We start from the raw sequence: 24,640 nt of genomic DNA, 5'->3' as shown, positions 1-24,640 counted from the left end.
GCAAGGCCTGTGCCGTTGCCCAAAAAAACAAAAAAACCTCATCATCCATAGCGCTGATCGCTAGGGACGAGAGGTTTGATTCCCGTGGTACCACCCTAGTTAGCCAAAGGCATGCTTTGCCTTTCACTCCCTTTGCATCCTTATCGCGGATGAGACGACGATGCTTCAGCGGCCGAATCTGCCGAAATACAGCGGCCGGGTTAACACCATTGCTCCGAGGCGAGTTCATTCCTATCGTCAACCGGTTTTCACCAGACACCGGCTCTCTGCATGATCGAAAGTGGAACGATTGATCCTCATCATCGCGTTCATATTACCGTTTTAATGTGGCTATTATACCCAAAAAGTCCGATCAAGTCAACGAAAGCTCTTCCCCGCTTCTGCGATAATATTCCGGCGTCGTCCCGACCATGACTTTGAACATCCGGCTGAAATGAGCCAAATGCTTGAAACCTGCCGCCAGGCTGATCTCCGTGATGCTGAGATGCGGATGGAGCCTGAGCAATATTTTAGCTTGGTTAATCCGCCGGTGATACAAATATTTAAACACCGTCGTTCCGGTAACCTCCTTAAATAAGGAAGATAAATAGTGTTTCGTAATATGCATATCGCGGGCGATTTGCTCCAGCGTCAGATCCTGCATATAATGTTCCTCGACGAACGATACGACATGCTGGACATGCCGCTCTTTCTCGGAGATGGAGTCCTGGTCCTGCACAGCGTCCTGGCACCAGTCCGCGATGACGTACATCATCTCCTGAATACGCAAGGTCATCCGTTCCTGGCGAAAACCGGCCGTGGATGCCGAGAGGCGATGTATATCGGCCAACATGCCTTCAAATTCGTCCCGATTGGCCCCTGTCAGTGTCATGCGATGATTTCGCAGCGATTCGAAGGGATCCAGCAATATCGATTTGGCCGTCTCCGAAAGCCCTTTGCAGATCCAGGCCGGATCGAAATGCAGAATGCTTCTGACGTATCTGGAATCGGGCTCAACATTCGGACAATGGAGCGTAAGCCCGTTCATCAGGAGCAGATCCCCCGGTTTCAGGGTGAAAACGGAATCGCCGATCAAATAAGTGCAGCGTCCTTCATGGAAATAATAAATTTCATAAAAAGCATGCGAGTGAAACTGCCCTCCCGACAACGGCTGTTCATTGTAATAGGTCAGATCAAACGGCGCTTGCAGCTGCATGCGGTCAAAGCCTGGCATCATATCGACAGATGAGGTCATCTAGAGAATCGCCCCTTTAGCGATTTTGGAGTTATATAACCCACAACGTAACGGGGTTTTCTCTATTATAAATGATTTTATGGAATGCGCACGGCCTCATTTTGGGCGATGACGCACAATTCTCCGGCTTTGAAAGCATGCTCCTGGGACATCGCATGCTCCGTGCGTTCCAGACAATCCAGGATAAGCTCCCCGAAGAATGGATAGCCCACCTTGCCTTGAAGCTCCATATGAAACTCTCCCTCGCCATTAACCAGGTACAGATGATCGCCCTGCGGATGCCTGGCGATATCGATGTATTTCCGAAGCTCGATGTATCCTTCCGTCCCCAGAATAAAGGTTCTTCCGTCGCCCCAGGTGCCAAGGCCCCCGGGTGTCAGCCAGTCGACTCGGAAATAATTCGTGGCCCCGTTGTCTCCCACAAGCGTTGCATCTCCGAAATCCTCCAGCTCCGGGTAATCCGGATTCGCGTAATTCCCTACCTTGCTGCTGAGCACCTTGGCATCACGGCAGCCCGCAAAAAACAAAAATTGTTCAATCTGGTGGGAGCCGATGTCACACAGAATCCCCCCGTACTGTTGATGACGGAAAAACCAGTCCGGACGGGAGGATGCGTTTAAACGGTGCGGCCCTGTTCCCATCACTTGGACCACTCGCCCGATCGCCCCGTCCTGAATCAGCTTCCCGGCATGGACGGCACTCTCCACATGCAGCCGTTCACTGTAATAGACCATGTACTTCTTGCCTGTCTCCTCGGCTTTCGCGCGAGCAGCGTTCACCTGCTCCAGCGTCGTGAAAGGCGTCTTATCCGTAAAGTAATCCTTGCCGTGCGACATGACCTTCAGGCCAAGCTCGCATCGTTCCGAAGGAATGGCGGCAGCCGCTACCAGACGCACTTCCGCATCCTGAAACACCTGTGCCTCGGACGAGGCGACGGTTACACTTGGATAAGCCTTGCAAAAAGCCGCAACCTTCGCGGGATCTGGGTCATACACCCACTTCAGCGTCGCCCCGGCCTCGATCAATCCGTTACACATACCGTATATATGTCCATGCTCCAGCGACATAGCAGCAAAAATAAACTCTCCGGGCTTGCACACCGGCTGGGCCTTGCCCACCGGCGCATACAGCATTCCATTACTGCGGTCCATACCACGTGCCTCCTGATTGTGATTTAGTAGGTTCCAAACGTCTTGCTCATATCCACCGGCCCGATCTCCTTGACCGTTTTCTGAGCGGAAGATTGTGCGATCCGTTCCTGCAGCATTTCGTGATACAGGTCCTCGTTAAGAGGGAGATCAACCCAATTATCGGTCCAGGTGGACAGATGCATGGCATTCGACAGCGTCAATCCGTGGATTCCCTCTTCACCGGGGGCAATCAATGGCGTTCCATGCAAAATAGCATCCGCAAAGTTCTGGATAATGCCGCTATGCTGCGGATTATCCCCCGAGATCGGCACCTCGCATTTCCAGCATTCCGGTTCGCCGAATCCCCCGGTATACTGCCGATTGAATTCCGGCTCCGGCACTCGGAGGCGCCAGAAGGTAAGCTTGCCGTCCTCGATGACGATTTTTCCGCGGTCCCCCGTCACTTCATATCGGTTGGTTCCGGGCGCTTCACCCGTTGTCGTAATGAAGACGGCCGTAGCCCCATTCTCGTATTCCGCATAAGCCGTCACGTCATCTTCAACTTCGATGTTTCGGTACTTGCCGAAAGCGCAAAAAGCACGAATTCTCTTTGGCATCATGCCGGTCGTCCACTGCCAGAGGTCCAACTGATGCGGAGACTGGTTAATCAGGACCCCACCGCCTTCTCCCGCCCAGGTAGCCCGCCATCCGCCTGAATCATAATAGCTCTGGGACCGGTACCAATTCGTTATGATCCAGTTCATCCGCCGGATCTCCCCGAGTTCACCTTCTTCTATGAGCTCTTTCAGCTTCTTGTAGAGCGGATTACAGCGCTGGTTGTACATTATCGAGAACACCTTGCCGCTGGCTTCTGCCGCGCGGTTCATTTCTCGTACTTGCTTCGTGTAAACGCCTGCCGGCTTCTCGATCAGGACATGGAGTCCATGATTCAGGCACTCAATCGCCACTTGAGGATGGGCATAATGAGGCGTCGCAATGATCACGGCATCGATCTCCCCCGAGGAGATCATAGCCTTCGTATCACTCCATATTTTCACGTCCGAGGGCAGCGTTGCCCTTGCTTCTTCCTGTTTGGCCGGATTCAGATCGCATATAGCGCTAAGCCGCGCTCCCTTGATCCGCCCGGACGCCAGCGACCTGGCATGCGAAAACCCCATCCCCAGTCCAATAACCCCTACTCTTACCTGTTCCATGTCTATAGCCTCCTTCAAAAGTGACCTACGCGTTTTGTTTCTGCTCTGACCACAGCTTCATCTGCTCGGCAAAACGAAGAAGCATTTCCCTAGACTCAAACGTTCCGCTAAAATCTTCGATTCCGTAGTAACCTTCGTAACCAACCGATTGCAGATCCTGTATGACCTGCTTCCATGGCACGGCCCCCTGGTTAAGCGGAACCCATTCCCCGGACCACGCCGCAGAGGTACCATCCTCGGCAGGCGTTTTGCGATAACCCCCGTTTTTCACATGGACATGAGCCAGGTACGGACCAAGAAGCTCCAAGCCCATCCGGTAGTTCTCGTAACCTTCATGGACCATGTTGCCCGGATCATACAGCACGCCGATATGCTGCGGATTAAAATGGGATACAAGCCGGTGCGTCAGTCCGGCGCTCGGGGCAATCGTAAGATGGTGCGTTTCCACCACGGCTTTGACCCCGTAAGCCGCAGCGAGATCCTGCACCTCATGGAGATAACGAACCGCCTGGTCGTACAGCTCATTATAATTGCGCTTCCGGTCGTATCCCGGGATACCCGCGCGAATAAATGAAGCTCCGATCAGTTTGGCTGCTTGCATGACCTTCTCCGTCGCTTCCACGTCGCCGCATGTCAAATAAGGAACGACCGCAAGACTGCGCCTGCCATGCTTGTCGGCCGCTTGCTGAAACTCGAGCCAATCCTCCTGCGTGCCGTTCGGATCCATGGAGCAGCGGTTATGTCGCCAGAACGAGGGCTTCTCCCCTGCAGCTTCCTCCGGAATCTCCTTGAAGCGCCATTCGATTCCTTCAATACCGGCATCCGCCGCGGCTTTTGCCAACTCCTCAGGCTGTAAGTCAGGAGTTGCGACTGTGAATACGGACAGTTTCATGCTCATTCATCCTTTCTCGTCCCCAATAGATTAGTTTATGCATCATTTGACCATCGTTGAACTCAAATACAGTCATACAGAGCGTACCGGATGCCTGGAATCATTCCTTAAGATAACGCTCTCATTTCTGTTCATCTTATCTATTCCTCATCGTAGCACAGTCCCCGAAGCAAACCCATATCCCTTCTATCGAACCTTAACCACAGTCAAATAAAGCAGAAAAGAAGTGTCTTTGAATATAATGAATCCATGCTCGACGATAAAAAAGCACTTTCTCTCGTCGCTACCGACAAAAGAAAGTGCCTCTCGTAAAAGATATTCGTTTATTTTACGGCAACGTAGAACAGCCGGGATGCATCCTGACCCGCTTCCACCCACTCAAAATCGGCATAACATTTCACATCCCGGAATCCGGCCTTAACCAGCTCGACCTTCATCCATTCGGGGTCATATCCCCGCTGCACATGCGTTTCCTCAAAGCGGCGGTAGACCGTGGGATCCTGGTCATCCCGTGCAAAGATGGAAAGATGATGCTCGATCTCCATCCGGCGTTCATCCATGTCGCATGTCCAAATGTAGGACACTTCCCTTTCGTCCAGCACAAATGGCTGATCTGCGTCATATCGTAAGAGCGTGTTCGGGTGATGCACATCAAACAGGAACGTGCCGCCTTCCTTGAGGCCGTTGTAGGTCCTTGCAAAAGCGGAACGGATGTCCTTTTCCTCCAGCAGGTAGTTCACACAATCACAAAATGAAATGACGGAATCCACCTGCTCGGGCAGCTCCCACGAACGCATGTCCTGTTGGACCCAGCGGACGCTGCCTTCCCGGAACAATCGATGCCCCTGGGGTGTACCCTCCAGCTTGCGTCTGGCAACCGAGAGCATATCTGCCGACAGATCGATTCCCGTTACCTCGAAACCGGAGTTTACGAGCGGAATGGTGATGCTGCCTGTCCCGCATCCGAGCTCAACGACGCTTTTTGGCATTCCGTGCTTATCCCAGGCCGTTCTCGCGAAGCGAATCCAGTCCGGGTACGGCATGTCTTCCATGAGTTGATCATATACGTAAGCAAACTTGCGGTAAGACAACATGATGACACCACTTTCCTTAGAAGCTTCCCCTACCTTGCCGGGTTATTCGTTTGAACCGGAGTTCTCCTCTTTATTGACCATATACGTCCAGCTGTCCTTTTGGGTAACCAAACCGTCCTTCATCAGCTTGCCAAGCGCGCGTTTAAAGGCGGATTTGCTAATGCCGAACCGCTGCTTGATGATGTCGGGGGGCGTTTCATCCGAATACGGCATCGCATGGCCCGGTCGCTCCTTCAGAAAAGCGAGCAGTCGGTCTGCATCATCCGTCCGGCCAATCTCTTTTTGCGGTACCATCGACAGGTTAGCCCTGCCATCTTCCCGGATATGGCTTACCCGAACTTTCACCTCTTCGCCAAGCCGCAGCATACGCGTCCGTTCGGAGGAGTGGATCATGCCAATGGCGCCGAAACCGATCACACCGCCATCGATAATAACAAACGTGCCCATCTGGAGCGGTTTGTACACCAGGGCAGTGAACCACTGGCCCTTCCACGATTCAGGCGCATGAAACGCTAGCGGAGCAAGCTCTTGTTCTCCGGCGAGTTTCGCGCGGAGCCGTCCTTGCTTATCATGCTCCATGATAACAAATACATAATCTCCCACTTGCGGATGAAGCTCCCGCATCTCCGGCAATTCCCGGATCGGAAGCAGAAGCTGCCTGCCAAGCCCCATCTCGAGGAAACATCCCAAGCGCGGATGAACATCCGCTACCTCAAGCTTAGCGGTTTCACCTAACGTAAGGTAAGGCTTCTTCATCGTTGCGGCCAGGCGGTCTTCCGTATCGAAGAATATAAAGACCTCGACCGTATCCCCCGGCTCGATTTTACCTGTGAGCTCCGAATAGTGAAGAAGCACATCCCGATCTCCGCCATCCAGGAAATAACCGTAAGGGGACACTTCTCTGGAAACGACGAGTTTCGTTAATGTGCCGGCAATCAGACTCATACGTTCTCCACCACTTTAGCATCGGACCACAATCGCTCGATGTTGTAATATTCCCGCTCATCACGATGGAAGATATGAACGATCACGTCTCCGAGGTCCATCAGCACCCAGCGGGCTGCATCCATTCCCTCCAGTCCGCGCAAAGCTACTCCCGCATCATGAGCCTGTTTACGGATTTCAGTTGCGATCGCCTGCACCTGAGTATCCGAGTTACCGTGGCAAATGACAAAATAGTCTGCGATCAGGGAAATTCCTCTAAGATCCAGGACCACGATATCCATCGCTTTTTTATCTTCAGCGGCAGTCACTGCCACATTTAACAATTCATTCGGTTTCAACGTCATGAATTCGCCTCCAATTGCTTAATTAGATCGTTTCGGGCTAGTACCGTCAACGGAAAAATGATTTGTCTGCGCGAAAGCAGATGTCCAATCGTCGAATCAAAACCGGCTGCAAGCGCCTCTTCAAGGCTATGGTTGGCCAGTTCGCGAATATTATTCACGCCGGGGAAATCCCGTCCCGGTTCCATATAATCCGCAAGGCAGACCACCTTATCAAGCAGCGTCATGCCGACACGCCCCGACGTATGGTAACGGATGGCGTTAAGCACATCGGTATCCGTTACGCCATATTCGTGCTCTGCTACGAACGCGCCTACCTCAGCATGCCAAAGCTGTTTGTCGTAACGGAGCAGCTCTTCGGATAGCGCATGCTCCACCATCATTTGATGAAGCTTTTGCACGGGCCAATATTTGGCCACATCATGCAGGATGGCGGCTAATTCTGCCTTGACCGGATCGGCCCCGAACCGATCGGCAAGGATGACCGCGGTTTCCATTACGCCTTTTGTATGCTCCCAGCGCTTGGCCGGCATCTGTGAGGATACCGCTTGAATGAGTTCATCACGGCTGTACTCCATAAATACCGCTCCTAACAATATAATCGTATACACGGTCCGGCACCATATAACGGATGGACAAGCCTGATGCGGCTCTGCTCCGAATCATGGTGGACGATATTTCAATCAGCGGCATCTCCGCTGTCACTACCACCTTTTGCAGGAAATCAGGCAGATCATCCACCGATAGCTTGGTTCCAGGACGGTTAAGCCCAATAAAAGTGAGCATTTCCGCAAGCTCCCCGATCCGATTCCACTTGGGAAGATACGCTACCATATCCGCCCCGATAATGAATGAGAAATCATGCTCGGGATACGTGTCCCGCAGCTCTCTGACCGTGTCTACCGTATAGGATACGCCGCCGCGTTTCACTTCCCAATCCAATGTACGAAAAGACGGATGGTCGGCTACAGCCTCAGCGGTCATCTCCAGCCTCATCAGGCCGGTTACGCCGGCATCTTCCTTGTGCGGGGGAATGTGGCTGGGCATAAACCATACCTCTTCCAGACCGTAAGCGTCCCGAGCTGATTCGGCTGCGAGCATATGCCCGATATGAATGGGATCGAAGGTACCGCCCATTATCCCTATCTTCATCCGGGTTCACCTCCCCTAATAAGAGAGTCATTCTATATTCATTAAGCTAATGCCATCAAGGCTCCCTTACGGCAGCTCGATGGTTTTGTGGTCTTTTGATTCTTTATAAAGCACGATCGTCTTGCCGATAACCTGTACCAGCTCGGCCCCGGCACCTTCAGCAAGCTCCTCGGCGATTTCGCGGGGATCTTCGAGACAGTTGTTGAGCACGGATATTTTCATGAGCTCCCGCTTCTCAATGGCCTCGGAAATATGCCGGATCAGATGCTCATTGCTTCCTCCCTTGCCTACCTGGAACAGCGGATCCAGATGATGCGCAAGCGAACGTAAATGTCGTTTTTGCTTTCCTGTTAACATGCTTGGTCATTACTCCTTAAATATTCAATTATTAAAGTGCGTGTTCAAAAAGGTCGATTTTCAGCACCGAGAAGGTTGGATGAAGCTAGGGACTGAGGAGCGGAGCGTACGTAGTTTGTACGTGAGCACCGGAAGGCCCGGCTGAATTCAAGATTCGATGCCGAGTTGCTTCTTGATTCACTTCGTGATCAAAATCGGACTTTTTGAACAACCTCTTAAAGCCTGCAGCTTGTCGAAAGCTATATTGTAGCTTCTGCATAAGCATTAATCAATAAACACGAGATTAAACCTCGGATTGGAAGCTGGTCAGAACCGCTTCCTTCATCGCCTGAACGGGCGCCCTCAGACCTGTCCAATACTCAAATGCATACGCCCCCTGGTTGATGAACATCCCGAGACCGCCATGCACCGTGCATTGCCGAAGCTCGCTTTGCCGCAACAGCTCGGTCTTCAACGGATTATAGATCAGATCGCTGACAACGATCCCTTCGGGTATATATTCCACTGGAACAGGAAGCTCGGAAACCCGGGGAAACATGCCCACCGAGGTTGTGTTGATCAAGACATCGGCATCTGACAATGCCTCTCTGGCATGATCCTCACCGTATCCCCTCAAGTCAGCAAGCGAGCTCCACTCCTCGGCCAATGCCAGCGCTTTGTCGGGTGTCCGATTCACAATGGAAATCTTCTCAGGCTCTTCCCCGGTAAGGGCGTAGATGATTCCCCTGGCCGCTCCGCCGGCGCCGTAAACAACGATGCGTTTCCCTTTAAGGTTGGGACAGGCTTCATCCTTTAATGAACGAACATATCCGATGCCATCCGTATTATAACCCGTCAATTTGCCATTGTCGTTGACGATGGTATTCACGGCGCCGATGCGCCGCGCCCCTTCATCGACGACATCCAGATACTCCATAACCTCCACCTTGTGCGGGATCGTTACATTCACTCCGCGGAATCCCAGGGCTTTGACAGCCTGGATAGCGTCACGAAGCCCCTCCGGACGTATATGAAGGGGCACATAGGCCCCTGACAATCCCAGGGCGGTAATCGCCGCATCATGCATAGCCGGTGATTTGGAGTGACCGATAGGGTCCCCCATTACGCCAAGGAGCAAATAATCACGCTCGATCATTGGATTCACTTTCATTTCTCCCCTATCTCTCCCATGATAAACCGGGCTGTACCTAAGCGATTTTATCTCTTATATCAAGGATGGACGCGACAGAACTTTGATTCCTTTAGGTACATGAACTGCCACAAGCGCACCCTGTTCACCATTGATCTTGATCCAGCCGAGCCCCGAGATAAACACGTCTTGGCGGGTTCCCTTAGGAATACGGATTTCATGCCTTGTCCATTCCGGCAGTTCTTCAAGCCGGTCTTTGGTCGGCGGTGAAAGCAGCTCTCCGGCATGTTCGGCAAATAACGAATCCGCCCGCTCCAGCTTGGTCCGATGAATCCCTAATCTGCCGCTAATAAAGCAAGTAAAGGATTGGTGCTCGCCTTGCAGAAAATCAAAACGGCCAAAACCTCCGAAGAACAGAGTCTGCCCTTCGTTCAACTGGTATACCATCGGCTTCAGCGAATTTTCCGGCATGACCGTCCCCAGATCCTCACGGCTCACAAGCTCGCTGTAGCGCCATGGGTATACGATGCCCGGCGTATCTATAATATACCGGCCGTCATCCAGCGGAATATTGACCATATCCAGCGTCGTTCCCGGATAACGGGAAACGGTCAGTTCCTGATCCAAATCGCTGTAGTCGCGGATCAGACGATTGATCAAGCTGGATTTACCCACATTCGTGGCGCCAACCACGTAGACGTCCCGGTCTCCTCGATAATGCGCAACCGTCTCCAGCAGCCGCTCAAAGCCTTGATTCTTCTTCGCGCTGCAGAGCACGATGTCTTCCGTTCTCAGTCCATGCTCCTTGCACTGCTTCTGCACCCAATTGAGTACCTTGTTCCAATTGGTGACCTTCGGCAGAAGATCGGTCTTGTTAACGGCCAGAATAACCGGATTGTTGCCGACAAACCGCTGCAGCCCCGAAATCAGGCTCCCTTCAAAATCAAAGAGGTCCACGATATGAATAACAAGCGCATTCTTGCCGCCAATCTGTCCCAGCAGCCGTAAAAATTCATCCTGGTCTACGGCAACCGAGGAGGCTTCATTATAATTCTTAATCCGGAAACAGCGCTGGCAAATAACCGGGTCGCGGTCCCAGGCCTTCTCCGGCAAATAGCCGGGCTTGTCCTGTACTTCACTCTGAAGCGGTATGCCGCAGCCGCTGCACTTCTTGATGTCTTCTCCGCCAGTAGGCAACGTCATGATTTCGGTTCCTCCTCCATCCATAATCCTTTCTTGCGCAAACGGGTCAATGCGATCCGCTCCACCCGGCGATTGACCAGGCGCGTAAACCATCCCTCATCGTTGATGGCGATAGGCATAACCAGCACCGTATACAGACCCAGCCGGTTCCCGCCATAAACGTCGGTCAGCATCTGGTCGCCGACCACAACCGTTTTCTCCGGCGTGAGCTCCATCATCTTCATTGCTTTGCGGAACGGGGTATTACTTGGTTTACGGGCTTCATGCACATACTGAATATCCAGCGGCGTCGCAAATTTAGACACGCGTTCGAGCTGGTTATTCGAGACGATGATGAGCTGGAAACCGATCTCCTTCACCCTTTTGAACCAAACGACCAGTTCCGGTGTCGCAAGCGGCGCCTTGGCCCCTACAAGGGTATTGTCCAAATCCGTAATGATTCCGCGATACCCCTGCTCATATAATTCCTCAAGGTTAATATCAAAAACCGTATTCACACGGAGCTTTGGGATTAACATTTCAAACAAGTTCGTCACCTCAATTTCATACGAAAAACTATACCATATTCCGGTTCCTTAGTAAAAATAATCACGAGCCTTTTTCTTCCCGTATACCGCGTCGCTGTCTATACCGGCAAAAGACCACCCGGCGGCTTTTTGGAAGCGGACCGGGCGGTCTTGAAATCATCGATATCAGAACGTTTCATACCGAGTTATCCTGATACACGCAGGAACAACCACCATCACGCGGTCTGTCTTCTTGGATTAGGTAGATAGACGTTTCTCGGATACAATGCGGACCTTCTTAATAGACTTCTTCAGCTTCAGGGCATCCTGTTGGACGGAGCGCCATTGCTCTTCCTTCACTTCAGCCGGGCTGTACCTGGCAGTTTCAAATTGCTGCAACAGAGGTCTCAGCTCCACTCCCAGCTCAGGGTGTGCACTTACCCAGCGGCCTACCGATTCACGGAGGGTTTCATGTTCCTGCCTTACCAAGCCTCTGCGCTGTACGGAACGAATCCATCGTTCGGTCTCGGCAATGACTTTATCCGCGGCCGTCAGCGGCTTGCCTGCCCGTATACGCGCTCCGGCAAAACGCAGGCTGATGCGCATTCGCCATACGATGTACAGAATCCATAATACGATAACAACCACCGCCGCCGTTACAACAACTTTAACCCAGCCGGGCTGCTGATGATCGGAGGTCGCGGCTGGCTCAGCCTTGTCCTCTGCCTCTTCTTCTTCTTCAACTTCTTCCTCAATGACAGGCTCAGCGTCTGTGTCAGCCGTCAAAATCGGCATGCTAAAGCCCGGTGTCGCTTCAATCGGTACCCAGCCGTACTCGCCGAAGTACACTTCAACCCAGGAATGAGCGTCGGCATTCGTAACGGTATAGTTTCCGGGCTCAATCGAGGTTTGACCCTCGACCGGAACGTACTCCGATGCCGTCATTCTTCCCGGCGCGTAGCCTTTGACCCAGCGTGCAGGAATATCCAGCGACCGTGTCATCATCACCAGGGAGGTCGAGAAATAATCGCAATACCCTTCCTGGATTTCAAACAGAAACGCATCCACAAAATCATCGCTCTTCTTGCGTGTAAGATCCGGCGTGTTGGTATAGGTGAAATTGCTCGTTAAATATTGTTGCAGGAGCATGACCTTCTCATACGGCGTATCTCCGCCCGCGGTAATTTCTTCGGCCAGATCGGACACGCGGTCAGGGAAGTTTCTCGGCATCTGGATATACGCATCGTCAATCGAGCCGGGATATAGTTCATCATAAGTTCTGGTGCTCAGCTCATCGATTGGAATCACCGGCACTTCCGACGTTAAGGTATAACTTTTCGGGTAGTCCGCATTACGAGCGTCGTCCAGATGCATCTCCGCGCCTTCGGTCACCCAGCTAAGCCGATCCGAATCGATATCCTCATCCAAGCTCTCCAGCTGACGAACGGAGTAGGCGCCGAACAATACCGGATACACCGTATCACTCAGCATCGTTACCGATTGCTCCAATGTTTTGGTAGGTACGGATCCGCTGGCTTCCCCCGGCAATTCCTCCCCGATGTCCACGCCCGTGCCGGAACGCCGGCTGCCGGCTCCGTCCGCCCAACCCGTTCCCGAGTATACGGCTCTGGTTTCCCCTCGCCAATAGCTGCGTTCATCCGAGGTAATCGACATCACCGGTGAATAGTCAAAGTTAAAACCGCCCCCAAGGTCGTTGTCCTCCCGTCCATATCCGGACATGCTTTCAGACGGTGACTCGATAAGGGTTCCGGTACCGGTTGTACTGCCGCCGGATAACGGCACCCCGTTCCACTCCCGCCACGCCGTGTAAGGATCGGTTAACGTGGGCTTCACGTGCGGCATATTCACACCGGCTACAATGATCAAAGAGAAGATGACCAGGATGTTGGCAACAATCTTGAACGGATACTTCGATAAATTGACCCATCCCTGCGGAAAGCGTCTGCGGAACCGGTTAAAATGGCTGGATACGAGCCAACCCATACCCGCTCCGACAACCCAAGCGATTTCATCCCACAGCACGATTTTCGTAAAGGAATCCAGCACGGCAAAACCGATGACGTTGATCCCGACTACAAAAAGCACGCGCCCCTTGGTTTTGGCCCACCGCGCAAGGAACAGAAAAGCGGCCCAAGCGGCGATAGCAAACCACAAATATGGAAAAAGATACATGAGTTCCTCGGTCAGATTGCCTTCAGCGCCAAGGACAGGAACCGGATTACCGTGAGTTTTCAGCAAACTGTATACACAATACAAGATCAAAAAAAACTGGATAAGCACCCGGTAACCTTGCTTGATCGGAAGCAGCGCTTCGGTAACCGCCGTAATGGTTAATGCTGCAATAACGATGGCAGTCGTTTCCGAGAGCCATATCGTCTCCGTAAAGGACACCCACTGCATCCCGATGATCCAGATCCATAGCATCGTTAAAGTACTGAAGAAGGTAGTAGATAGTTTGTCCAGCCACAACTTCATCATGCACCACCTCCCAGCGCAGCCGGCAGCTCGTCAAGGGAAGAAACCGAATAGCTGGAAATCCCCCGGGATTGCAGAAGCGAAATGGAATCATCGCGTTTTTTCGTTTCATTGGAATTGGTTATTTGCAAGAAGCATGGGTTCATTCCCCGGGTTTCAACCCAGCGCATGATCTCTGAAGCGTCCTTGCCGCTCATCGGGCTGATCAGCAGGAACAGGGCCCCTTTTGGAAAATGGCGATAGGATTTCTCCAGGGAAGCAATCAATTTGGTTTTACGGTCATAATCCACGTCAACCAAATGCTGAATCATGCGCATCCGCTCTCCAGCGTGATCGGCGGGAGCGAACATCTGAGCTTCTCGGGTAGCCGTGAACAAGCCTGTACCCGCATGCTCCTTGGCACCATATTCGATCAGCGACGCAGCTGCCGATACGGCCAGCTCGAACTGCTGGGCATGATCATATCCGTCCGCGGAACAGTCCAGCACAATCATCGTTCTGGGAAAGGATTCATGCTCAAATTCCTTCGACTTCCACGAGCCGGTCTTCGCCGTTGCATTCCAGTGTATCCGGGAGATCCGATCTCCGTACACATAATCGCGGACTCCGTTGATCTGCGTGGTTTCCCGTCTGGAAGCCGAAACTGTGGTATGTGTACCGCCCAATCTCGAATTCCGTATGTTTCGCTGCCATTTGGGAATATATATGGTTCTCGGCAGAACGCGGAAATCGGTCTGAACCTCAATGCGTCCCTTGTGCTCCATTAATCCGAAAATATCCTCGCTAATGCATTCTGTCTTTGAAAAAGCGTACCGCCCTCGTTCAAGCGGAGGGGTCTGAAATACAAGTTTGCCCGCACCGCGAAGGTTCGGAATGACGCTATCTTCAAAAGACCAGGAGTCTCCGTTATGCCTTTGCAATACTTCACGAACAATCATATAGGGCATCGGCAGCAGTCCTGGAACATGGACCTCCAGCTTCACGCGGACCTGTTCACCGGCATGAAGATGTTCACCTCCATGCTCCGCTCCTCCCAGCACCCTTCGCTGGGCTTTCACCCGATTGACTCCGCCAAAGCCAGCACCGATCAAATAGATCGTCAGAAGGCTGACCATGGAGAATAGCATGAGCGAGGTTTTGCCCCCCTGAAATAATACGTACAAAAGACATAGGCACCATACCGCCAATACCGCTGCGAGTCTAGACGGCTGCATGCCATTCAAAAATAACGAAACCGCGCGGCGCATGCCTATCTCCCCATCTGAACAGGCACTTTGACCTGACGCAGTATAAACTCGAGCACCGATTCGGGACTCGCATTGTCGAGCCTGGCTTCCGGACGCAGCATGATCCGGTGCGAAAGCACGTATGGTGCCAGCGTCTTCACATCATCTGGCAGAACGTAATCCCTCTCGTGCAAGAAGGCATAGGCTTTAACGGCATTCATGAACGACAGCGTCGCACGGGGACTTGCGCCCAGCATAACGGAAGGGTGCTCGCGCGTCGACCGGGTGATATTCAGTAAGTAATCGGCGACCGGGTCACCGATGAATACCTCGCGAATCTCGCGTTGAATAGCCGATATGGTATCCATATGCGTCACCGGCTGAATCTTGTCCGCCAGTTGTCCGTCGCGTGAACGGTACATCAGCTGCTTCTCCGTAGCAGCATCAGGGTAACCCAGGCTCAGCTTCAGCATAAACCGGTCCAGCTGCGCTTCAGGGAGCATATAGGTGCCTTCAAAATCGATCGGGTTCTGGGTCGCGCATAACATGAAGGGATGCGGAAGTTCGTGGGTAGCCCCATCCACCGTTACGCTGCGCTCCTCCATTACCTCAAGCAGGGCCGATTGCGTCTTGGTTGTCGCCCGGTTGATCTCATCCGCCAGCAAAATGTTGGTCATGACCGGACCCGGTCGGAAGTAAAACATTTCATCTCGAGGGTGGAATACGGACACGCCCGTTATGTCACTCGGGAGAATATCCGGGTTACACTGAATCCGGCGATAGTCTCCCTGCATGGATTTTGCTAATGCTTTGATCAGTTGGGTCTTTCCTGTGCCGGGCACATCCTCGATCAGTACATGTCCGCCAGCGAGCAGCGCCGTAAGGAGCAATTGGATCTCAAATTCTTTGCCTAGCAGGCACGACTCCAGATTGGTTCGCACCGAGGTAATGATTTTCATGGATTCTTGGCTTACGGGCATGTATGACTAACCTCCTGTAAGGGAATAAATACTTATTTTAGTACTATTGTACATGATCGAGGTCCCGGAGTACATTCGATGAGATATTTTGGGTATTCACCTTTTTATTGCCGCTCTAAACAGAAAAAGACCCGGCATCATGCCAGGGTCCTTTTCTTCTTGATGATGATGGTTTTATCCCTTCGGACGAACAAACAGAGCAGCCAGGAAAGAGAAAATGATCGCCGAGGATATCCCTGCACTGGTGACTTCGAATATCCCCGTCACAACCCCGATCCAGCCGTCCCTCCCCAGCTCCGTCAAGGCGCCATGCACAAGCGAATTACCAAAGCTGGTGATCGGCACGGAGGCTCCCGCTCCCGCGAATTTGACAAGCGGCTCATACAATCCGAACCCGTCGGCGATGGCTCCGGCGACTACTAACGTACTCATTGTATGTGCCGGTGTCAGTTTAATAACGTCCATCATAATTTGCCCAATGACGCAAATCAGACCGCCAATAATAAATGCCCATAGAAACTGCATTGTGTTATCCTCCCATCTCTAAGGCTACAGCGTGAGCGATGCACGGTATGCTCTCACCCTGCTGGTAAGAAAGAGGCGACAGCAAAGCCCCGGTAGCAACGACCAGCACCTTTTTCAATTCGCCTTTACGCATCCGTTTTAAAATATGGCCATAAGTAACAACAGCCGAGCAGCCACAGCCGCTGCCCCCAGCATTGACGTATTTTTGTGTTTCCAAGTCGTAGATCATTAAGCCGCAGTCTGCAAACACCGTACCGTCCATGATGACATCATTTTGTTGCAAAAGATCCTTCGCGATTGGAAGCCCCACGGAGGCCAGGTCACCGGTCACGATCAGATCATAATCCTTCGCTTGCCGGCCTGTGTCTTTAAAATGCTTTGTTATCGTATCGGCTGCCGCCGGAGCCATCGCCGCCCCCATATTGAACGGATCCTTGATGCCCAGATCCACCACCTTGCCGATGGTGGCATACGTGACAGCAGGACCGTCTCCCTTGTCCGAAATGACGGAGCAGCCTGCTCCCGTTATTGTATATTGCGCATACGGCGGCTTCTGCGATCCGTACTCCGTCGGATAACGAAACTGCTTCTCAACCGTACAGTTGTGGCTTGCCGTACCGGCCATGACATACTTGGCCCCTCCTGAATCCACGAGCATGGAGGCCACCGCGAGGCTCTCCATTGATGTAGAGCAAGCACCGAATACGCCGATGTAAGGCACACCCAATTGTCTTGCAGCAAACGAACTGCTGATGATCTGGTTCATCAAGTCCCCGCCCACAAAAAACTGCAGCTCGTCTTCCTTGATGCCCGCCTTCTCAACCGCTTTTCTTGAAGCATCCTCCAGCAGTTTCCGTTCCGCCTTTTCCCATGTTTTTTCGTTAATCTCAATATTGTCGTAGATATAGTCGAAATCATCGGCGAGTGGCCCTTCGCCTTCCTCAGGTCCCACAATCGTCCCCGTGCCGATAATGACGGGTTTGTTCTCGAACTGCCAGGTTTGGCCGATCACCTTCATCTCTCGTTACCTCCCCTCAATGCCAAAAATAGCGTAAATGATACCGATAATAAACGCAGCCACGGTACCAAATACAATGACAGATCCCGCCAGCTTAAACATACTGGCCCCGACCCCAAGAACCAAACCCTCCGCGCGGTGCTCGAGCGCAGCGGAGCACATGGAATTCGCAAACCCCGTGACCGGCACGGCGCTGCCTGCTCCCGCCCATTGCGCAATTTTGTCATACACGCCGAAGGAGGTCAGAATGACGGAGAGTATAATCAGCACGGCGACTGTCGGGTTGCTCGCTTCGGTGGTGCTCATATCGAATACGGTCATAAAAAACTGCTGAATGCATTGGCCGATCACACAGATGAGACCTCCAATCAAAAAAGCGCGCAGACAATTTTTAAGTACGGCGCGAGGAGGTTCATGCTTTTTGGCAATCGCCTGATATTCTGCCGAGCTCATTGTGGTGATATCAGACTTAGGCTTTTGGTTAGAGCCTGACATTTCAATACACCTCCGCTTTCATTTAAGTATGGAATCCTTTAAAAACGCTAAAGAGCCATTATGGATATCACTCGATATCATTATGCTTTGAATGAACTCCCTTTATGTTTGGAAAATCATCCTTCTCACTTGGCAACCACGGCTTGTCCTAACATATTACGTGGCCCCGCACGAAAATCAGCCTCCAGGAATCCCTGAAAGCTGAAGTAAGACTCGCCTGCCATCGTTGCTGGAGCCGGTCATTATATAAGAATGTATTTCAGCAAAATGACGAGGAGGATGAACAGGACCATAATGAGCAGAAGTTCTCTGACTTCGGCATGATAGACGTTTAGCTCAATCCCATGGTGCTTCATACTCTGCCCCTTCCCTCGGACGACAAAAATTCCACTTCGTTTCTATATCGTATTCCTATCCCGGATGCAGGGTGCTTGTTTCATTTATTTTAAAATGACGTGCTCCTAAGCGGCACGGGTTTTGTAGACTTTTCAGATGTATAGGGGCATACTAGAAAAGAAAACACTCTTACATACCTTTTCTAAAGGAGCGAATTCGCAATGAATGAATCAACACTGGAATTATTTCGTACTTTGACTGAATTCCCGGCTGCACCGGGCTTTGAGAGGGAGCTTCGTTCCTGGTTGAAGAATGCCCTTTCGCCATATACAGATGAGTTCGTGCAGGATCGGCTGGGCAGTCTGTTCGCCGTTCTTCGCGGTAACGACGAAGGTCCAAAAGTCATGGTGGCCGGTCACATGGATGAAGTCGGGTTCATGGTAACCGGCATAACCGAAGCGGGGATGGTCCGTTTCCAGCCGCTTGGCGGTTGGTGGAGCCAAGCCGTGCTTGCTCAGCGCCTGCAAATCATCACCGACAACGGTCCTGTCGTTGGAGTTGTAGGCTCCATCCCGACGCACCTGCTGGATGAAGCGCAGCGCAGCAAGCCGGTCGACATCAAGACCATGTATATCGATATCGGCGCCGATAACAAGGCGGAAGCGGAGTCGTTCGGCATTCGTCCCGGATTGCAAGTAGTTCCGATCTGTGAATTCACGCCGCTCGCTAATCCAAAAAAAATCATGGCTAAAGCGTGGGATAACCGTTATGGCGTTGGTCTCGCGATCGAGCTTGTCCAGGCGCTCCATGGCGAGAAGCTGCCTAACACCGTTTACGCCGGCGCAACCGTCCAAGAAGAGCTCGGACTGCGCGGAGCACGGACTTCAGCCAATCTGATTCAGCCGGATATTTTCTTCGGACTGGATGCCAGCGCGGCGAACGACATGATGGGTGACAAGAGCCAGTTCGGCCAATTGGGTCAAGGCGCACTGCTTCGCATCTTCGATCCGACAATGCTGACTCACCGCGGCATGGTAGAGTACGTTCAGGATACGGCGGAGACCAACAAAATCAAATACCAATACTTCGTCTCGCCGGGCGGCACGGACGCAGGCCAAGTGCATCTTAGCGGCATCGGCGTTCCGTCCACCATCATCGGCATATGCTCCCGCTATATTCATACATCTTCGTCCATCATCCACACGGACGACTACGAAGCAGCTAAAGAACTTCTGATTAAGCTTGTGAAAGGTTTGGATCGTACGACACTACAGACGATTCTGGACCGCTCGTAAGCTAAATGAAAAAGGGCATCCTGCAGGTCTTGAATAGACCACGGGATACCCTTTTTCTCATTTTCCCTTCCTCTAAGAAGATAGCGTCTCCTTATGCCTGCCAAAGCGAAACGATATGAGCATCGTTACATAAACGATGACAACCAGCGCCGTATTCAATACGAATATCATCCGAAATCCGGTAAGCCCCCCTGCCCCTTGGGCTGGAAGCGCCAGCATGGCACCTCCCGCCGCCGTGCCAAACATCATCCCCAGATTTCGCGACAGTGCCAAAATGCTGCTGATCAGGCCGAGGTCCGTTTTGGATGTCCTGCCCATCACCAGAGAATTGTTTGGAGGCGTAATGATGCCCATGGAACCTCCGAGCAGGACGATAAGCAGAATCAGAAAAAAGATCGGATATGCCGGCGATACAAAACCGAGCACGATTAACGCTGCTGTCATGAGCAGCAGCCCGGCTGACAATAACGGGAATGTCCCCAGCTTGTCCGACAGGCTCCCGCTCAGAGGCGAGAATATGATCAGTGACAACGGATATCCCATCATGATCAGGCCTGCCGTGGCAGGTTCAACGCCCAGCTCGCTCAGCAGAAATACAGGCAGCACAAGCTGAGCCGAGAAAGCCGCCATGTAGGTTATGATGGTGACGATGATTCCCACGCTAACGCCTGCATCCCGGAACAGATCCAGCTTCATAAACGGGAGTTTCCCTTCCCCTGCTCGTTTCCACCGCGACGATAGGCACCACCCGATGAACGCGACAGCTCCCGCACCGAACACAATGAACAGCACCAAAACCTGCCATGAACTCCAGCCCCACTGAGCCCCCAAATTCACGGCCGTAACCAGTCCGGTTAGAGATATCGCAAAAAAGGCAGCCCCCGGCACATCCAACCGGCTTACGACTTTTTCCGGTTCGTCCTTGGGAATAAAGCGCTGGGCGAACAACCATGCAATCAAGGATATGGCCGTCAGCAGCCAGAAATTGCTCCGCCACGAAAACCACTGAATCAGTATTCCGCCAAGGCTCGGTCCGACCATCGAGCCTGCGGCAACAAACGTGCTGATGAGCCCAAGCGCTTTTCCGCGCTGCTCCTTCGGAAATACGGAGACGATCAGCGCCATATTGGTAGCTTGATACATGGCCGCTCCTATGCCTTGCAGAATCCGAGAAGAGATCAGTCCGTTTAATGAAGGTGACAAGGCGCAGCAGAGCGCCCCGGCCATAAACACAAAATAGCCGATATTGTGGACTTTCCGCCGGCCCAGCATATCCCCCAGCTTTCCCATGACCGGAAGCAATATGGAGATGACATGCAAATAAGCGGTGACGATCCACTGGGCCGTAGGGATGGTGGAATCGAACGTTCTGGCGATATCAACAAGCGCAATGTTGAACATGCCGGCTGACAAGTTGGACAGAAATGCCCCTAAACAAATGGTATATTGGACGATCATCCTTGATCTGTTATTCATGCAGGACTCACCAGCTTTATTCATGAATTTCTGTGCCGCTCATAGAAAAAGCTCCCGCATGCGGAGAGCTTCCCAATGGGTTGAACCACGTTCTGACAAGCTAGCCGATAGCCGGCTGGGCGGTCGATATCGATCGCAGCGGTTCCTCAGGCATTTGATCCATCCAAATATCGATAAGCTCCGCCACTTCACTAACTTTCCCGAAATAGCCTTCAATATTCTGAAGGGTCATGTCATGCGCCGCTGAAGAATACGATGCGCAAGCGTCCGCTGCAAGCACGATATGATAATCTAGCATAAAACCGTCCCTTGCCGTCGATTCCACGCACACATTAGTGCTGACTCCCGTCATGATGAGGGTCTCGATCTTCAGCGTCTTTAATACCGAATCCAGCCTAGTATTTACAAAAGCGCTGTATCGGTGTTTATTGACAATGATATCATTCTCCTCCGGCAATACCTCGTAAAATTCCGCGCCCCAGCTCCCCCTTCGGCATACGTTCGCCGATCGTCCCGAGGACCTGGTGGTCCAAGCGTCGGAGTCCGTCGCTTTCTCATGAAGCGTCTGAATGAAAATGATGGGCACCTTCAGCTCCCTGGCCCTCTGAAGCAGCTTATGGAGCTGCGGCACCATCTCCGCTACCCCGTTAACATCGCAGCCCGCTTGAGACAGTGCTCCCTCTGGATGACAATAATCATTTTGCACATCGACCACAATAATCGCCGTTTTGCTGCCTAGCATCAGCTGATTTAAAGATTTCATCGTGACTCTCTCCCTTTCAGGTCGTGGATTTAAGACATCATGCACCTGCCGATCACTTCTTGGAATTGTTTACAAACTGCATATCTACCAGCGCATCATAGGTATAGTCCCCTTTAAATATCCCCGTCTCGATCATGACATCCATATCGTGCTTCAACGCCTCTTCCGAAATCATCCCGTCCAAGCTCCAGAGATTGTCGGCATAGGCCCGGTCCAAGGCAGCTTGGATCGCATCATCGGACAACGTCGGGAATTCGGCTATCAGATTTTTCTTGGCTAGTTCCTTATCCGTTTGCACAACTGCAAGCGCTTCGATCATGGCATCCGTGAAACTTTGAACGGCTTCCGGGTCCTTCTCGATGGTTGACTTCTTCACGCTGAGAACCGAGTACGAGAAATCCCCCAGGTCATGAAACTTGTAAAACGGCTCTTCCCATACATTCTTCGATATCCCGTCACTGATCTGCGGCTCGGCTCCGTTCGCAATGTCGGCCGCGCCCTGTTGGACCATCGTCACCACCGTGGAGCCGTCTGCCGGTTCCAGCAGCTGCACATCCTTCTCCGGATCGAGTCCGAGCTGAATCAGGAGATAGCGGGTTAGAAGGTTGGGCGTACCGCCGTGGCGACCGGCGTTAATCTTTTTCCCTTGTAAAAATGCCTTCAGGTCTTCGGGGGAATTGCTCGCAGGTGCGGCGCCTTTCTTGGCCATTAAATACACGTTCGCCCGGTTGACAACATTCACGACCGAAATGATCGGATCGGAATTGTTGTTGTTAGCCAAGGCATTGGACTCCGTCCCGCCGATGACCCCCCAGGCATCCCCGCTGACCACGGCGGTTACGTGCGCTCCTCCGGCCGCTTGGATGACCTCAACGTCGAGCCCTCTTTTCTCAAAGAAGCCTTCCCGCTGCGCGACGTACAGCGGCAGATATCCCGTGGAGTGAAGCGGCTCGGCGATCACGATTTTCTTCAACTTCCCGTCACCGGAAGCGGACGCGGTGCTGTTATCGTTTTTTTCATTGCCGCAGGCTCCAAGCAGACCGGTGACCATGAGCAGTGCGAACAGCAGTGAACGTTTCTTCATGTTTTGGTTCATATGAATTCCCCTTTTAATAGAAATAATGAGTTCGGTTATTCTGTCTATTGTTTGGTCAATCCCTTGGATAACCACTTCTCCAGCACCACCACGCCCCAGTACATCACCATGGACAGCAGCGACAGGACGACGACACCTACCCACACGAGGTTGATATCCAGTATCGTTCCTGCATACATAATCATCCGGCCGACGCCCTGGCTTGAAGCGATGAACTCGCCCACGATGGCACCTGCCAGCGCAAGGGCAATATTAATCCGCAAGCTGCTGATGATCCAGGGCATGGACCATGGTATGACAACCTTGGTAAAAACCTGATGCCGCTTGGCACCCAAGGAATACATCAGCTTCTCCATATCCGGATCCACACTCTTCACGCCGCTGTATGCGGAAAGCGCCGAAACAACAACCGTCATAGAGAAAGCCAGCGCCACCTTGGAAAAAAATCCGATTCCCAGCAGTATGACGAGTACAGGTGCCAGTGCGAGCTTGGGCATCGCATTTAAAATGATCAGATACGGCTCGCTGATGCCGGCATACGATCTTGACCACCAGAACGACAGTCCGAGCAGTGCGCCGAGAAAGGTTCCGAACACAAAACCGAGAATCGTCGAGCCGGATGTATACGTAATGTCCCGGAGAAGGGTTCCTTCGGTCATCTGGGTCCAAGTCGTGCGAAGAATCGCACTGGGGCTGCTCCAATAGTAAGAATCCAGCAGGCCGATCCGGGTGAACACCTCCCACACCAGAAAAACAAGTACAGCCACAGCGGCCCGCCCCCAAACGATTCGCCGGCTTCTGCGTCGCTCCAGCGCCTCTTCATCCAAGATGTACGGCATAACCTCCGGCCTTTTGGACGAACCCGCTGCAGGCTCCGCAGACGTCACGGCATGTACGATAAAAGCCTCTTTGCGTGCACTTTCCATTCCAGTTCCCTCCTCATTTTGTTCTTATCCCCTAAGAGATTTGTTCTTCATCTTGTCCAGCGGACAGCAAATCCATGAGATGATGCTTCAGGTCCATGAAGGCCGGAGACGTCATGTCTTCCGTTTTCCGGGGACGCTCCATCGTTACGGTAATTTTGGACTTGATCCGCCCGGGTCTGGACGAGAATACATAGATGTCATCCGATAAATAAATCGCTTCGTCAATGTCGTGGGTGACAAACAGCACCGTCTTGCCAAAATCCTCCCAGATCTGCAGCAGCCAATTCTGCATGGTCAGCCGAGTCTGGGCATCCAATGCGCCGAAGGGCTCGTCCAGCAAAATGATGTCCCTGTCGTAGAGCAGCGTCCGCAGCAGCGCGGCACGCTGTTTCATCCCTCCTGAAAGCTCCTTCGGATAATGCTTGTCAAAGCCCTTCAGACCGTATTTTTCCATCAGGGGCAGCGCCCTCTCCACGGCTTCCCTGTAGGGTACGCCACGGACCTCCATACCCAGAATGATGTTGTCGAGAATGGTGCGCCAAGGCAGAAGCATGTCCTTTTGCAGCATATAGCCCACATAACCGGTTGTGCCGACGATATCCTTTCCGTCAGCCGTCACTTTGCCCGTGGAGGGCGGCATCAAACCGGCGATAATGTTAAACAACGTTGACTTGCCGCAGCCGCTGGGACCGATAATGCTGACAAAACGTCCCTCCTCAATCGCCAGACTCGTCTCCCGCATAGCTGCAATTTCTTCCCCGTTTCGGCGAAACCATTTGCTGACACCCGAAATTTCAATTTTGTGAGTCAT

The 24,640-nt window shown here is 52.4% G+C and carries 25 protein-coding genes and 1 other annotated feature; of the genes, 1 reads left to right on the top strand and 24 read right to left on the bottom strand.

The window, feature by feature from the left end:
* Window positions 1-59 precede the first annotated feature (59 nt).
* Window positions 60-312, bottom strand: a binding site (T-box leader).
* A gap of 40 nt (window positions 313-352) precedes the next feature.
* The 19 genes from AK95_RS26435 to spoVAC all read right to left on the bottom strand — a co-directional run bounded on the left by AK95_RS26435 (window position 353) and on the right by spoVAC (window position 17,937).
* Window positions 353-1,234: an AraC family transcriptional regulator gene (locus tag AK95_RS26435; RefSeq protein ID WP_071222892.1), complete on the bottom strand. Its 882-nt coding sequence runs from the start codon at window positions 1,232-1,234 to the stop codon at window positions 353-355.
* A gap of 77 nt (window positions 1,235-1,311) precedes the next feature.
* Complete coding sequence (locus tag AK95_RS26430; protein ID WP_071222890.1) at window positions 1,312-2,385, bottom strand: Gfo/Idh/MocA family protein; 1,074 nt, start codon at window positions 2,383-2,385, stop codon at window positions 1,312-1,314.
* Between the two features lie 23 nt (window positions 2,386-2,408).
* Window positions 2,409-3,578 carry a Gfo/Idh/MocA family protein gene (locus AK95_RS26425; RefSeq protein WP_071222888.1) on the bottom strand — a complete coding sequence of 390 codons (1,170 nt, stop codon included), beginning with the start codon at window positions 3,576-3,578 and terminating at the stop codon, window positions 2,409-2,411.
* 25 nt (window positions 3,579-3,603) lie between these two features.
* Window positions 3,604-4,470, bottom strand: a complete 867-nt coding sequence (locus tag AK95_RS26420; protein WP_071222887.1) for a sugar phosphate isomerase/epimerase family protein — start codon at window positions 4,468-4,470, stop codon at window positions 3,604-3,606.
* A gap of 323 nt (window positions 4,471-4,793) precedes the next feature.
* On the bottom strand, window positions 4,794-5,564 hold the full coding sequence (locus tag AK95_RS26415; RefSeq protein WP_071222886.1) for a class I SAM-dependent DNA methyltransferase: 771 nt from the start codon (window positions 5,562-5,564) through the stop codon (window positions 4,794-4,796).
* 42 nt (window positions 5,565-5,606) lie between these two features.
* On the bottom strand, window positions 5,607-6,509 hold the full coding sequence (locus tag AK95_RS26410) for a CvfB family protein (RefSeq protein ID WP_071222885.1): 903 nt from the start codon (window positions 6,507-6,509) through the stop codon (window positions 5,607-5,609).
* Window positions 6,506-6,853 carry a ribosome silencing factor gene (gene rsfS, locus AK95_RS26405; RefSeq protein ID WP_071222884.1) on the bottom strand — a complete coding sequence of 116 codons (348 nt, stop codon included), beginning with the start codon at window positions 6,851-6,853 and terminating at the stop codon, window positions 6,506-6,508. The genes AK95_RS26410 and rsfS overlap by 4 nt, the downstream gene beginning before the upstream one ends.
* Window positions 6,850-7,428 carry a bis(5'-nucleosyl)-tetraphosphatase (symmetrical) YqeK gene (gene yqeK / locus AK95_RS26400; RefSeq protein ID WP_071222883.1) on the bottom strand — a complete coding sequence of 193 codons (579 nt, stop codon included), beginning with the start codon at window positions 7,426-7,428 and terminating at the stop codon, window positions 6,850-6,852. The genes rsfS and yqeK overlap by 4 nt, the downstream gene beginning before the upstream one ends.
* On the bottom strand, window positions 7,412-8,002 hold the full coding sequence (locus tag AK95_RS26395) for a nicotinate-nucleotide adenylyltransferase (RefSeq protein WP_071222882.1): 591 nt from the start codon (window positions 8,000-8,002) through the stop codon (window positions 7,412-7,414). Before AK95_RS26395 ends, yqeK begins: the two co-directional genes overlap by 17 nt.
* A 66-nt stretch (window positions 8,003-8,068) precedes the next feature.
* On the bottom strand, window positions 8,069-8,359 hold the full coding sequence (yhbY, locus tag AK95_RS26390) for a ribosome assembly RNA-binding protein YhbY (RefSeq protein WP_071222881.1): 291 nt from the start codon (window positions 8,357-8,359) through the stop codon (window positions 8,069-8,071).
* Window positions 8,360-8,642: 283 nt separating this feature from the next.
* Complete coding sequence (locus tag AK95_RS26385) at window positions 8,643-9,509, bottom strand: shikimate dehydrogenase (protein WP_071222880.1); 867 nt, start codon at window positions 9,507-9,509, stop codon at window positions 8,643-8,645.
* Between the two features lie 54 nt (window positions 9,510-9,563).
* Window positions 9,564-10,691: a ribosome biogenesis GTPase YqeH gene (gene yqeH, locus AK95_RS26380; RefSeq protein ID WP_071222879.1), complete on the bottom strand. Its 1,128-nt coding sequence runs from the start codon at window positions 10,689-10,691 to the stop codon at window positions 9,564-9,566.
* Window positions 10,688-11,218, bottom strand: coding sequence for a YqeG family HAD IIIA-type phosphatase (locus tag AK95_RS26375; RefSeq protein ID WP_009592142.1), 531 nt, complete (start codon window positions 11,216-11,218; stop codon window positions 10,688-10,690). Before AK95_RS26375 ends, yqeH begins: the two co-directional genes overlap by 4 nt.
* Before the next feature lie 237 nt (window positions 11,219-11,455).
* Window positions 11,456-13,696, bottom strand: coding sequence for a DUF4129 domain-containing transglutaminase family protein (locus tag AK95_RS26370; RefSeq protein ID WP_071222878.1), 2,241 nt, complete (start codon window positions 13,694-13,696; stop codon window positions 11,456-11,458).
* A complete protein-coding gene (locus AK95_RS26365; protein ID WP_071222877.1) occupies window positions 13,693-14,940 on the bottom strand; it encodes a DUF58 domain-containing protein in 1,248 nt (415 codons plus the stop codon). The genes AK95_RS26370 and AK95_RS26365 overlap by 4 nt, the downstream gene beginning before the upstream one ends.
* Before the next feature lie 2 nt (window positions 14,941-14,942).
* Window positions 14,943-15,899: an AAA family ATPase gene (locus tag AK95_RS26360; protein WP_071222876.1), complete on the bottom strand. Its 957-nt coding sequence runs from the start codon at window positions 15,897-15,899 to the stop codon at window positions 14,943-14,945.
* A 174-nt stretch (window positions 15,900-16,073) separates the two neighbouring features.
* A complete protein-coding gene (gene spoVAE, locus AK95_RS26355; RefSeq protein ID WP_015734153.1) occupies window positions 16,074-16,424 on the bottom strand; it encodes a stage V sporulation protein AE in 351 nt (116 codons plus the stop codon).
* 4 nt (window positions 16,425-16,428) lie between these two features.
* Entirely contained in the window at window positions 16,429-17,442 is a 1,014-nt protein-coding gene (spoVAD, locus tag AK95_RS26350) for a stage V sporulation protein AD (RefSeq protein ID WP_071222875.1), read from the bottom strand.
* A 6-nt stretch (window positions 17,443-17,448) separates the two neighbouring features.
* The gene (gene spoVAC / locus AK95_RS26345) at window positions 17,449-17,937 is read right to left on the bottom strand and encodes a stage V sporulation protein AC (protein ID WP_071222874.1); all 489 of its coding nucleotides are present in this window, start codon (window positions 17,935-17,937) and stop codon (window positions 17,449-17,451) included.
* A 557-nt stretch (window positions 17,938-18,494) separates the two neighbouring features.
* Here spoVAC and AK95_RS26340 point away from each other — a divergent pair.
* A complete protein-coding gene (locus tag AK95_RS26340) occupies window positions 18,495-19,568 on the top strand; it encodes a M42 family metallopeptidase (protein ID WP_071222873.1) in 1,074 nt (357 codons plus the stop codon).
* A 72-nt stretch (window positions 19,569-19,640) separates the two neighbouring features.
* Here the strand turns inward: AK95_RS26340 and AK95_RS26335 are convergent, their stop codons facing one another.
* The 5 genes from AK95_RS26335 to AK95_RS26315 form a co-directional block, all read right to left on the bottom strand.
* Window positions 19,641-21,044: an MFS transporter gene (locus AK95_RS26335; RefSeq protein WP_071222872.1), complete on the bottom strand. Its 1,404-nt coding sequence runs from the start codon at window positions 21,042-21,044 to the stop codon at window positions 19,641-19,643.
* A gap of 100 nt (window positions 21,045-21,144) precedes the next feature.
* The gene (locus tag AK95_RS26330) at window positions 21,145-21,807 is read right to left on the bottom strand and encodes a cysteine hydrolase family protein (RefSeq protein ID WP_071222871.1); all 663 of its coding nucleotides are present in this window, start codon (window positions 21,805-21,807) and stop codon (window positions 21,145-21,147) included.
* A 52-nt stretch (window positions 21,808-21,859) separates the two neighbouring features.
* Window positions 21,860-22,903, bottom strand: coding sequence for an ABC transporter substrate-binding protein (locus AK95_RS26325; protein ID WP_071222870.1), 1,044 nt, complete (start codon window positions 22,901-22,903; stop codon window positions 21,860-21,862).
* Window positions 22,904-22,947: 44 nt separating this feature from the next.
* Window positions 22,948-23,829, bottom strand: a complete 882-nt coding sequence (locus tag AK95_RS26320) for an ABC transporter permease (RefSeq protein WP_071222869.1) — start codon at window positions 23,827-23,829, stop codon at window positions 22,948-22,950.
* Between the two features lie 31 nt (window positions 23,830-23,860).
* Window positions 23,861-24,640 (bottom strand): ABC transporter ATP-binding protein, encoded by a 780-nt coding sequence (locus AK95_RS26315; protein ID WP_071222868.1) that lies wholly within the window; start codon window positions 24,638-24,640, stop codon window positions 23,861-23,863.

The organism is Paenibacillus sp. LC231 (assembly GCF_001860525.1).
Lineage (GTDB): Bacteria > Bacillota > Bacilli > Paenibacillales > Paenibacillaceae > Paenibacillus_AQ.
Note: the sequence above shows the minus strand (reverse complement) of the source record. Positions and strands in the feature narration are given on the sequence as shown.